The organism is Rhizobium sp. Root482 (genome assembly GCF_001426565.1).
Taxonomy (GTDB): domain Bacteria; phylum Pseudomonadota; class Alphaproteobacteria; order Rhizobiales; family Rhizobiaceae; genus Pararhizobium.
In genome coordinates, this window is the sequence record NZ_LMFA01000023.1 from 1 (window position 1) to 11433 (window position 11433).

The window sequence follows — 11433 nt, forward strand, 5'->3', positions numbered from 1 at the left end:
GCCGCTGATCACCCACCGCATCGGCATCGACGGTTTCGCCGAAGGCTTTGCCGCCATGCGCTCGGGAAATTCCGGCAAGGTCGTCATGGATTGGTGAACGGCGAAGACGCGTTGGCGGATGATCGGAAAGTTCGCCGACGGAATAGAATGACATCAGGTCAGGCGGATGCGGCCGCTTTCTTACCGCCGGGACCTTTGTGAGAAATGAATATTTTGCCGCCTGTAGAGCACCAGGAAAACTGGAACCGCCGGATGGTCACACTGGCGTTTCCGATCATTCTCGCCAATCTTGCCCAGCCGATATTGTCGCTGGTCGATACGATGGTGGCGGGGCATCTGCCCGGGGCGTGGTTTCTTGGCGGTGTCGCGCTGGGTGGCGTGCTCTTCAATTTCCTGTTCTGGAGCTTCAGCTTCCTGCGTATGGCGACCACCGGCCTGGTTGCCCAGGCCTGGGGAGCGGAAGACGGCGCACTCATGCGAAAGCACCTGCTCCGCGCGCTTCTCATCGCCGCCGCTGGTGGCGGTGCAATCATCCTTCTGCAGAAGCCGATCATCGAGGCCGGCCTTGCTTTCCTCGGGGGAAGCGAAGCGGTCTATGAAAGTGCCGCCGCCTACGCCTTCGCACGGATCTGGTCGGCGCCGGCCACCCTCGGAAATTTCGTCCTGCTCGGTTACCTTTTGGGTCGCCAGCGCGTGATGGTATCGCTGGCGCTCCAGGTCATGCTCAATGCGATCAACCTGATTGCGACGCTGGTGCTCGTCTTCGGTTTCGACTGGGGGGTCGCCGGTATAGGCGCTGGAACTGCAATTGCAGAATGGATTGCGTTCATCGCCGGCCTCATGATTGTCAGGCCATTCAGGGCGAACCCGGCGTTGGAGCTGCGGGATCTGCTGGATGGGACTGCGTTTCGCCAGCTGATCGCCGTCAATCGCGATATATTCCTGCGCAGTCTGTTTTTGCTGGTCTGTTTCGCCTGGTTCGCCCGCAGCGGCGCAGCCGAAGGCGATGCAATCCTTGCAGCCAATGCGGTCCTCCTCAACCTCCACGGCATCACCTCCTATGGGCTCGATGGCTTTGCGCATGCCACCGAAACCCTCGTCGGATCGGCCATCGGTGCCCGCCGCAGGCAAGCCCTCTATCGTGTTATCAAGGCTGCCTTTGTATGGTCTGGCCTCGTAGCACTTCTCTTCTCTCTTTGTTACGCATTGGCTGGTCCATCGATCATCGCGCTTTTGACGAACCAGGAGGAGGTGCGCGCAACGGCTGTCGAGTACCTTCCCTATGTTGTCGTTCTGCCTCTCATTTCCGTCGTCGGCTATATGCTGGACGGCGTGTTCATCGGTGCGATCCGCACGCGGGACCTGCGCAACAGCATGTTCATTTCGACGATTGTTTTCATCGTGGCCGCCTATGGCCTGCAGCAGGTCTGGGGCAATCACGGTTTGTGGATTGGGATGATCGTGCTGATGATCGTTCGCACGGCAACACTGGGCCGCAGACTCAAATACATATTCGCTGGGCTGTAGCGCTGTCCCGACTTTGCAGCACCGGTTGATGATGTGGACGCCGGATGGGCTTGATTGATACCGCAGATATAGGGTACACCCCTATCTTATGAGTCATACATCGAAAAACAAAACGAAGATCATTGCGCGAATTCGACGGCTAAAAGGCCAATTGGAGGCGATCGAGCGCTCGCTGGAAGCCGAAGTTCCATGCGGCGATATCCTCAACCTCGTCGCATCGGTCCGTGGCGCGATAACGGGCCTGACTTCGGAATTGATCGAGGAACATATTCGAGAACATGTTTCCAACCCGGACAAAGATGACGATCCCGCCCGGGCGCAGGCAGCATCAGAGTTGATCGAAGTCATCAGGACATATCTGAAATGAACAAACAGACCACTCGACTGGCAAGCCCTCACGACCACGTCTTCCTGGGAGACAATCACGTTCGAAACGAACGGCGGACTTGGCTTGTAATCGCGATCACCGCAACAATGATGGTCGTTGAGATCATTGCCGGCACGATCTACGGCTCCATGGCGCTGGTTGCCGATGGATGGCACATGTCGACCCATGCCGCCGCCATGTTGATCGCGGCGCTCGCCTATCTCTATGCGCGCAGAAACGCCCGCAACCCGCGGTTCACCTTTGGTACGGGCAAGATTGGCGAACTTGCCGCATTTGCGAGTGCAGTCATTCTTGCACTGATTGCTCTCTTGATCGGTTGGGAGAGCCTCATGCGCCTCTACAGCCCGGTCGCTATCGACTTTTCGCAGGCCATCGTCGTCGCCGTTGTCGGTTTGGCTGTGAACCTGCTATGCGCCTGGCTCTTGCGCGGCGATCACCCACATCACGCTCACGGCCACCATCATCACGACCACCATGGCCACCACCATGATCACCATGATCACCATGGGCATTCTCATGGCGCACATGGCCATGCCGGCGACAACAATCTGCGTGCGGCCTATCTGCATGTTCTGGCAGACGCCCTGACATCGGTACTGGCAATCGTGGCTCTGATCCTTGGCAGTCTCTACGGCTGGAACTGGATGGATCCCGCGATGGGCATCGTTGGCGCTCTCGTGATCTCCAGATGGTCCTGGAGTCTTGTTCGCGATGCCGGCGGCGTTCTACTCGACTACGTGCCGGGCGATGAGGGCCTTCCTCGGGAGATTCGTCAGGCGATCGAAGGCGAGGGCGACCGGATAACCGATCTTCATGTTTGGCAACTCGGACCTGGCCATCATGGCGCAATCCTTGCGATCCGTTCGGCATCACCTTTGGAGCCCTCAAACTACAAGGAAAAGCTCTCGCATATTCACGAACTGTCTCATGTCACCATCGAGATCGAGAAGGCCGCATGACACCGGGCTTTTGCCATCTCACCTGAGCCGGCGTAGTCCGAGGGCAATTGCAGTTATTTCAGCGCGGGCATTCGCGAAATGTCCGCGTCGGTGTATAGCGTCGGTGAACCGCATTCTTCAGGATGGGCACGAACGACAGATGGCAGGCGATCAAGCCAGTTCCGGTCAGGAAGATGCGTTGGCTCTGGCCGAAAACCTCCGTGATACAATTGGAAAATTTGTCCGAGGCATCCGATCCCAAGCGGATACGCCCACGACATCACAGTCGGAGACGCTCTCGCTTCTGGACAGGAACGGTCCCTTGAGTGTCGCCCAACTGGCAGGCCTTCGCCATGTCAGGCACCAGAGCATGCGTCTGGTTGTCGCCCAGCTGGAAATGGAAGGGCTCGCCGACAAGCTGCCAAACCCCGCCGACGGACGCAGCCAACTTCTGTCCCTTACCGAAAAGGGCCGGGAGGCGCTATCCCGATCAAGGGAGGCAAGGACCTCGAAGATTGCGGACTTGATTGAAGAAAAACTGTCCGACCGCGATAGGCAAATTCTCCGGGCCGCAATCGTCGTCATCGAGCGACTGGCATAGCGGCGGCATTACACTTTCGCCAATGCAGCAAGGACATGCGCCAAGCTGTTCAGGCCCCAGTGCTCTGCATATCTGCCGTCCTCAACCCGCACGATATCGATGACCTCGATGGCGACATCCTTCCCCGTCGCCGGAATTCCCATCAATGTGCCCGAATGAATGCCGCCGATCGTTTTGCGGGTCGTCACCCTGTCTCCCTCGGCGATCTGATCATGGATCGTTACCCTGATGTCGGACAGAGCGGGACGAAGGATGTTCTGGAACGTGTTCCACATGCTTTGGGAGCCGCTCGGCATTCCCAACGGAGCGGCATGATTGATGAAATCCGGAGCCATCAAAGCATGGAATTCGACCTCGTTTCCATTTTGAATGACCTCGATGTTAAAGCGGCGAACCACTTCCTTGTTATCGGCGGGCATGACTGATCCCTTGCATAATTGTGCTACGAGAATACATACAGTCTAACTGTATATATTCTCGCTCTAATCCCCGCTTTGCCGGTTTGCAAGCCTTACGAAAGCGAAAAATTTCAGTGCGCTTTATTGCAACCGAAGCCCGCTTCGGGCGCAGCAAGCTCAGCGAGCAGCGTCTTTCGGCTGCGGAGGCAACGGGCGCCGGGCGAGGAAGCGGGGCAAGTCCTACGGTCGGAAGAAATTGACACCAGAATTGACACAAGAACTTGGCCCCGGATCGCCGGTGCTCCGTCGCTCTTCAGAGCGCAATCGTCACTGTCGTTCCCTCTCCATCGCTTTGCATCAAGACACGGCCGCCATGATTGGAAACGATCTGCTTCACCAGGCTCAAGCCAAGCCCGGCGCCCTGACTTTTCGGGGTCATGCGGTAAAACGGTTCGAAAACCAGTTCCTGCTGCTCAGCCGGTATGCCTGGCCCCTGATCAGCCACTGCTACCGCGCCATTCGCTGAAACGGAAACGGCAATCTCTCCCCGGCCTCCACAGTGATCAATTGCATTGCGGATCAGATTGCTGACGGCTCTCGCCAATGCTGGCGCGTTGCCTTGACGTTCCAACTTTTCAACGTCGCTGTGAAATGAAATCTGATAGCCGGCAGCGATCGCCAAGGGAGCGATGTCCGCCACGGCCGTGTGTGCGATTGCAACCAGATCGACCGTACCATCAAGGTCTATGGCCTGATCATTACGTTCAAAGTCGAGGAGTTGTTCGGCCGTATCTGCCAGGCGTGCGACATCGTCCAATAGTCGCTTGCGCTCCTGCCCCTCAAGCATTCCGTCAATCCGCGTCTGCATGATCGCGATCGGTGTTCTGAGCTCATGCGCTGCGTCGATCAGGAACCGCTGGCGCTTCCTGGCCTGGCTCTCAAGGCGATCGAGCGTTCCGTTGAAAGCCGTAACCAGAGGAGCGACTTCCGTCGGAATCCCAACCACGGGGAGCCGGACCCCATGCCGGCGCGGCTCGATTTGCGCTGCACTTTCAGCGACGTCGCTCACCCGCGCAAGTGCGCGGCTGACGATCCGCGGAACCGCCAGTGAAATCGCCGGCAGCGCGACCGCGAGCAGGGAGACATAGATCGGGTAGGCCCTGGTCAAAAGGGCGAAAACGGGCGATCCCTTGTCAGCCACGCCGCCAAACAGAATTCGAACTTCGCCAACCGCTGTCTCGGCGCTATCAATCGTCGCGATCTCGTTTGTCGCGGAGGATCCGCGTATGTCTGCGTCGTCAAATAAATACACCAGATGCGCGAGGCCGGCATAGGGTGGGGGGATGGTGCCATAAGAGACCAAAGCCCCATCCGTCGCGGCCACCACGTACCAGAGCGATATATTCTGGTCCTTGAGTGCCCTTAGTTCGGGAGTTTCTTGTAACTCCAGAAGCCCTTGGCTATTGCGTACCGCAGCTCCGGCTATTGCCGAACCAACCGTCTCCTCCATGGCGATATTCGGTGACATGACCGTCGCGGCCCAGACGCAGAGCCCGAAGATCACTGCGGCAACAACAGCGACGATGACCAGACTGAGCTGCCAGCTCAGTCTCCACCGAAGCGAAGGGGTCGGTTTCTCTGCTAAGCGCATCATTCTTCCTTCAGGAGATATCCGACGCCCCGGATATTGTGGATTGCAACGCCGGAGCCGGCATCCGCCAGTCGTTTTCGCAGCCGCGAGATGTGCGCATCCAGAGCATTGGACTGGATTTCTTCCTCATAGTTATAGACAGCTTCTTCCAGCATCGACCGAAGGACGGTCTTGTTCTTCCGCTTTGCCAGCGCGATGAGAACCGAAAGTTCGCGCCTGGGCACATCGAATTGAACCGAGTTGATTGCAACGTTTAACTGCAGCGGGTTGATCACCATGTGTCCGGCAACAATCTCCGGTTCGGCAAGGTTTATGGGCCGCCGAAGCACCGCGCGCACACGCGCCCTCAGTTCCTCGACCAGGAACGGCTTGCCGAGATAGTCATCGGCGCCGATATTGAGCCCCTCGACGCGCTCCAGCGGTTCGTTTCGAGCCGTCATGACAATGATTGGGGTATCCCGCCCCGACCGTCTCAGCTTCGGAATGAATGTCAGCCCTTCGCCGTCAGGCAAACGTCGATCCAGGAGAATGGCATCGTAGTCATTCTGAAGCGTCAATTCGACGGCGTCGGCGAGATGCGTTGTGTGGTCGATGACGATACCGTGCTTGCCGAGAGCAACCGCCAGCGCCGCGGCCAGTTCCTTCTCATCTTCTATCAGTAGAAGTCTCATCTTGTCCGTAACCCTTCCGTGCCCCCGTTCTCAGCGACGAAGGTTGCAGCAGTATTACGGGAAAAGAGCGGCCATCCGGTAATGCTGCTGCAATTGTCGATCCTCAGTAATCGAAGCCATGGAACGTAGAATTCGAGGCGCCCGGCAGCTCGCGGGCCGCTTCAACGCCAGCACTGGCGGCCAGACCAAGCATGCACTAACATTAAACCCGGATCACCCGACGGGGGCAGGCCAGCAAGCCCGTGATTGCCCCGGCCGTTCTCCTGTCCGGCGGAGAAGCAACCGTAACGATCGGGCCGGAAGGCGCCGGTCGAGGCGGCCGCAACACAGAGTTCCTTCTGAGTCTGGCGCTTGGCTTGAATGGCGCGAGCGGTATCTGGGCGGTAGCGGGCGACACTGATGGGATAGACGGAACAGAGGATGCGGCGGGAGCAATTGTCACTCCCTCAACGCTGATGCGTATGCGAGAAGCCGGGATCGATCCTGCGGCCATGCTGAGCAAGCACGACAGCTATACCGCGTTTCAAAGGATCGGAGATTTATTGTCTACCGGGCCAACATTTACGAACGTCAACGACATGCGTGCAATACTGGTGTCCGGATAAACAGTTCCGTCCGCGCTCGCGGTCGGGCGGAGCGTGGTGTTCAAGCCGGCGGACGAAAGGCGCTATCGGCGCTGACCCCACGGCTTTGGCGCAATGGACGGACTGCACACGAGCTGTTCAGCGTGGGTTGCCACGACCGATGGTCACGGTTTCGGCCTTGCAGAGGCTCTGGGGCTGACGCATCCAGCAACCCATCATCGGGATTTCCGATGGCGCTATCGGGCTTTTCCGTTTCCTTTGATCGAATCCATCTGCGAATTCCGGGTTGAAGCAGTTCGGCTAAGGATGGAACACATGGCATATAGAAAAGTCGGGATTGAAAAGGTTCTCATTGTTGGGGGAAGCTCCGGAATGGGCCTCGCGCTGGCAAGACGCTGTCTCCGCACCGGAGCAGAGGTCATTATCGTCGGGCGGAATGAGGAGAAATTGAAGCGCGCCCGAGAGCAATTGGATAATCTCGCGGCGTTGCACGCAATCGCAGCCGATATCGCGCACGAAGACCAGGTGGCCGATCTATTCAAACGGATCGGTCCCCTCGATCATATCGTCAGCACCGCCGCCGATATCGAGGGTGCTTATGAGCTGTTGCCATCGCTCAGGCTTGCCGCCGCGCAGAAGGTTGTGGAAAGCAAGTTCTACGGGCCGCTCCTTCTCGCCAAGCATGGCGCCCCCATGCTTTCAGCCGGTGGCTCTCTCACCTTCACGTCCGGCATCGCGGCCTATCGGCCATCGGCGCGCGGCTCAGTCGTTGCCGCCGTCAACGCGGCGCTGGAAGGGCTCGTCCGGGCGCTCGCCGTCGAACTGGCGCCAATCCGGGTCAATGCCGTCTCCCCAGGTTGGGTCGATACGCCCATTTGGGCTTACGTCGCCAGCGACAGGAAAAGCGACACGCTGAGCGCCATGGCAGAGCGGCTGCCGGTCGGGCGGGTCGGGCAACCTGATGATATCGCCGATGCCGTCGGCTTCCTGATGGGCAACACGTTCACGACGGGGACGATATTGCACGTCGAGGGCGGCCACCGGTTGATCTAGCCGGCGCGAAATTTTCACTCGCCGCCGCCAGCAGCAATTTCAGTGCTGGCGGCTGGACACGTCGGCGACGCCAGATCATCACGAGTGAAGCCGCCGGAGCAGGGGCTGGCCACGGTATTTCGATGATCTCGCTGCGGTCGAGCGCATCCGCGACCGCAATGCGCGGAACGAGAGCAAGGCCTGCACCGGCCACGACCATCCCCGCGATCGCGCGGATGCTGCCGACCTCTGCGGCCAGCTTCGGCATCGAAATACCCGCCTCGGAAAATGCCCTGTCGAACAGGTGCCGATAGACGCACCCAACCTCAGTCGCCACGAAACTCATGGAGGTAAGCATGGTCAAGCCAGGCCCTGCCAAGATAGGCTGTCGTGCGGGAGCGGCAACGAGAACCATCGGCTCCACCGATACGATTCGCCGGGAGAAGCGTTCGTCCGGATCCCCTCCGTCGAAGCAAAAGGCGATATCGATGTCGCCATCTTCAAGACCGCGCAGCAAGTCGTCGCTGCCGGCGACCTTAACCCGCAAATCGATGTCGGGATGGTTATTTCGAAAGCGTGATAGCCATTGCGGCAGCTTCACAGAGGCAATCGTCTCCAGTGCGCCGATCGTAACCAACCCGCCCGTATGTCCGACGGTTGCCTCTACCGCAGCCCGGGCTTCGTCCGTCAATGCGAGAATTTCCTCGGCATAGGACTTCAATGTTTCGCCCGCGGGCGTCAGCTTCAGGCCCAGCTTGGATCGCGTGAAAAGAGCCGTTCCCAATTCCGCTTCAAGGGACTGAAGCTGGTCGCTTACACTCGATTGGGCGAGATGGATTTCCTCGGCTGCGCGGGTGATATTCCGACTACGGGCAACCGCCAGGAATGTTCTAAGCAATTTTGGCTGCACGAATACTCACCATCAGTGGTTCTTGTCTGGTAATCCGGCTGATTGCAAATTCCGACGACTTGAAATTTACAGCGTCCATTCGTCGAATTTAATAGGCCATGATCGGTATTCTCGATAGGCGCCATCGCCTCGATCCTCGATCCTCGATCCTCGATCCTCGATCCTCGATCCTCGATCCTCGATCTCGGCGACAGCGAAAATACCGTTGCTGAACGATGCAGCGCTATCAATTTAGGCTTTCGGGTTCAGACAGTGGGCCGCCGGGGACGGGGCCTTGCGTATAAATCAGGTGACGTCCTTGGCCCGATGCGCATCGGGGATGACGAACACTTCGTCGGCACGGCCGTAGCCGCCGTCAGGTACGGTCTCGATCAGCACCATCGTATGGGGACGGGCGGCTTCACTTAAATAATCGACGAGCATCTGCGTCGTTTTGTGGATAAGTTCTTCCTGCTGGATCTTCGAAAGGGCGCCTTCCGGCAGCTTGAAATTGGCAAATGGCATGATCGTCTCCTGTTGGCCGATAGGTCGTATTGCATAAGCCTTCACCGGCCGGTCAGATTATGCCGCCATTGGCGCGGATCACCTGGCCGCTGACCCAGTCGCTATCCGGACCGGCAAGGAAGGACACGACGCCGGCGATGTCGCCCGGCTGGCCAAGGCGGCCGAACGGGTTCATGCCGGCAATCGTCTTCACCAGTTCCTCGCTCTTGCCGGTCATGAACAGTTCCGTTTCCACCGGCCCCGGCGCAACCGCGTTGACGGTGATGCCCCGCGACCCAAGCTCTTTGGCAAGTACATGCGTCATGGCCTCGGTTGCAGCCTTGGTGGCCGCGTAGACACCGTAGTCGGGCTGGTACATGCCGACGACACTCGATGAGAAGCTGATGATCCGCCCGCCGTCCCGAAGCCGCAGCGCGCCCTCGCGAAGTCCGCGGAACACCCCGCCGAGATTGATGGACATCATTTTCTCGAAGGATTCGTCGGTAACCCTGGCCATTGGCGAGAGCTCCATGATAGCGGCATTGTTGATGAGAATGTCGGTTCCACCGAAAGCCCGCTCGGCGGCGTCGAACAGGATCGCCATGCCGGCCGGATCGCCGATATCCGCGCCAACGGAAATGGCCTTGCCGCCCGAAGCCTCCAGCGCCGCAACGACGGCGTCTGCGGCCTCACGGTCTTTCGCGTAGTTGACGACGACGGCAATACCATCTTGTGCCAGGCGCTTTGCGATGGCCGCGCCGATGCCTTTGGAAGCGCCGGTGACGATGGCTACGCGGGTTTGTTGATCTGTCATTTTTCTCTCCATCTGTGATGGCGATAAGATATTGCATCGACGGGCGGAAACAATTACTCGGAATTTGACATGTAAGTTCGGCGGGGGCGAACAATGAATGGATAGGTTGGACCGGATGCAGCTTTTCGTGCGCGTCGTGGAGCGCAGTAGCTTCACGAACGCCGCGACCGATCTGAGGCTGGCACGCTCGACAGTAACTGAGGCTATCAAGCAGCTGGAGGCGGATATCGGCGCACGCCTTCTGGAGCGCACCACCCGGCATGTGCGGCCGACGCTGGATGGGCAGGCTTTCTATGAGCGCTGTCGGTCGATCCTCTCGGACGTTGACGATGCCGAAAACGTCTTCCGCGATGTCCGGCCGCGGGGTCTGCTGCGCATCGATGCAAACGTTCTTTTGACCCGTACATTCCTTTTGCCGCGGCTGCCGGAATTCCTGGCGCTCAATCCGTTGATCGACATCCATTTCGGACAGGGGGATCGCCTTGTCGATCTGGTTCGCGAGGGTGTGGATTGCGTCATCCGGGCCGGCGACCTTGCTGACAGCGGCATGATCGCTCGGCGGCTTGCGACGATCACGGAGGTGACGTGCGCCAGTCCCGGCTATATCGAGAGATACGGCATGCCGGCGTCTCCCGAAGACCTCAAGGGCCATGTGATGGTCGGGTTCATCTCGTCGCGGACGGGAGAGGTTATCCCCCTGGAGTTCATGATGGACGGCAAGGCCAAGGAGTTCATTCTGCCCTGTCGCGTCACAGCTAATCATTCCGACACGACCCATGACATGGCGAAGATGGGGCTGGGCTTGGTCCAGGCGCCCCGCTATCGCCTTCAGGAGGATTTGAAGGCGGGACGGCTAGTCGAAGTGCTGATGGGTTATCCCCCGAGCCCGACGCCGCTTTCCGCTCTGTATCCCCAGAACCGGCAGCTCGCCCCGCGCCTTCGCGTCTTCCTGAACTGGCTGGTGACGATATTTGCCGAGGCTGAGCTTTAGCCCTGCGCGGTGAAGCCCTGCCACCCACGCCCGCCGGCGCCGGTGCCATTTGCATCAGGATTGCCTTGACTCGCTGTCCGCAAGACGCCGGCTGGGAAGGAAGAGTCAAAGGACTGGAGAGATTTTTGTCCGCAAGGAAATGGCCACCAGCTGCGAGCCAGGGATCCAACGCAAGGTCGCGCGACACCACACTCGGCAACCGAAGGTGCCGTTGTACACCATCAGCCGTTTCGCGGGGTGTTCCAACGCGTTGAATGCCTCGATTTAACAGGCACTTTACAGCCGGGACATTGCTGAAAGCAAAAAGCCCTTGAATTAAATCAAGGGCTTAAAATGGAATGGTGCCCAGAAGAGGACTCGAACCTCCACACCCTTTCGAGTACCAGCACCTGAAGCTGGCGCGTCTACCAATTCCGCCATCTGGGCGACGGACCGGGATGTAAGG

12 protein-coding genes, 1 tRNA gene and 1 pseudogene are annotated in these 11433 nt (G+C 58.9%); 7 read left to right on the plus strand and 7 right to left on the minus strand.

Annotation, left to right across the window (positions count from 1 at the left end):
* Positions 1-204 precede the first annotated feature (204 nt).
* The 4 genes from ASD31_RS18540 (at position 205) to ASD31_RS18555 (ending at position 3454) form a co-directional block, all read left to right on the plus strand.
* Complete coding sequence (locus tag ASD31_RS18540) at positions 205-1527, plus strand: MATE family efflux transporter (RefSeq protein ID WP_056337296.1); 1323 nt, start codon at positions 205-207, stop codon at positions 1525-1527.
* An 88-nt stretch (positions 1528-1615) separates the two neighbouring features.
* A complete protein-coding gene (locus ASD31_RS18545) occupies positions 1616-1894 on the plus strand; it encodes a metal/formaldehyde-sensitive transcriptional repressor (RefSeq protein ID WP_056337300.1) in 279 nt (92 codons plus the stop codon).
* On the plus strand, positions 1891-2874 hold the full coding sequence (gene dmeF / locus ASD31_RS18550) for a CDF family Co(II)/Ni(II) efflux transporter DmeF (RefSeq protein ID WP_056337303.1): 984 nt from the start codon (positions 1891-1893) through the stop codon (positions 2872-2874). The genes ASD31_RS18545 and dmeF overlap by 4 nt, the downstream gene beginning before the upstream one ends.
* 139 nt (positions 2875-3013) lie before the next feature.
* Positions 3014-3454 carry a MarR family transcriptional regulator gene (locus ASD31_RS18555; RefSeq protein WP_056337306.1) on the plus strand — a complete coding sequence of 147 codons (441 nt, stop codon included), beginning with the start codon at positions 3014-3016 and terminating at the stop codon, positions 3452-3454.
* An 8-nt stretch (positions 3455-3462) separates the two neighbouring features.
* Here ASD31_RS18555 and ASD31_RS18560 read toward each other — a convergent pair whose 3' ends face one another.
* The 3 genes from ASD31_RS18560 to ASD31_RS18570 form a co-directional block, all read right to left on the minus strand.
* The gene (locus tag ASD31_RS18560; protein WP_056337309.1) at positions 3463-3873 is read right to left on the minus strand and encodes an ester cyclase; all 411 of its coding nucleotides are present in this window, start codon (positions 3871-3873) and stop codon (positions 3463-3465) included.
* Between the two features lie 292 nt (positions 3874-4165).
* Positions 4166-5506 (minus strand): sensor histidine kinase, encoded by a 1341-nt coding sequence (locus ASD31_RS18565; RefSeq protein WP_156392723.1) that lies wholly within the window; start codon positions 5504-5506, stop codon positions 4166-4168.
* A complete protein-coding gene (locus ASD31_RS18570) occupies positions 5503-6174 on the minus strand; it encodes a response regulator transcription factor (protein WP_056337315.1) in 672 nt (223 codons plus the stop codon). Before ASD31_RS18570 ends, ASD31_RS18565 begins: the two co-directional genes overlap by 4 nt.
* A gap of 239 nt (positions 6175-6413) precedes the next feature.
* Between ASD31_RS18570 and ASD31_RS18575 the strand changes: the two are divergent.
* Both ASD31_RS18575 and ASD31_RS18580 read left to right on the plus strand, forming a co-directional pair.
* Positions 6414-6779: pseudogene (locus tag ASD31_RS18575) on the plus strand (MOFRL family protein); the annotation flags it as partial.
* 294 nt (positions 6780-7073) lie between these two features.
* A complete protein-coding gene (locus tag ASD31_RS18580) occupies positions 7074-7811 on the plus strand; it encodes an SDR family oxidoreductase (RefSeq protein WP_056337321.1) in 738 nt (245 codons plus the stop codon).
* Here the strand turns inward: ASD31_RS18580 and ASD31_RS18585 are convergent.
* The 3 genes from ASD31_RS18585 to ASD31_RS18595 form a co-directional block, all read right to left on the minus strand.
* Positions 7762-8700: a LysR family transcriptional regulator gene (locus tag ASD31_RS18585; protein ID WP_056337324.1), complete on the minus strand. Its 939-nt coding sequence runs from the start codon at positions 8698-8700 to the stop codon at positions 7762-7764. The genes ASD31_RS18580 and ASD31_RS18585 overlap by 50 nt on opposite strands.
* 285 nt (positions 8701-8985) lie before the next feature.
* Positions 8986-9204, minus strand: a complete 219-nt coding sequence (locus ASD31_RS18590) for a tautomerase family protein (protein WP_056337327.1) — start codon at positions 9202-9204, stop codon at positions 8986-8988.
* 52 nt (positions 9205-9256) lie between these two features.
* On the minus strand, positions 9257-9997 hold the full coding sequence (locus tag ASD31_RS18595; protein ID WP_056337330.1) for an SDR family oxidoreductase: 741 nt from the start codon (positions 9995-9997) through the stop codon (positions 9257-9259).
* 97 nt (positions 9998-10094) lie between these two features.
* Here ASD31_RS18595 and ASD31_RS18600 point away from each other — a divergent pair, with 97 nt between their 5' ends.
* Positions 10095-10988, plus strand: a complete 894-nt coding sequence (locus tag ASD31_RS18600; protein ID WP_056337334.1) for a LysR family transcriptional regulator — start codon at positions 10095-10097, stop codon at positions 10986-10988.
* Positions 10989-11327: 339 nt separating this feature from the next.
* Here ASD31_RS18600 and ASD31_RS18605 read toward each other — a convergent pair.
* Positions 11328-11414 (minus strand) — tRNA-Leu (locus ASD31_RS18605).
* Positions 11415-11433 lie beyond the last annotated feature (19 nt).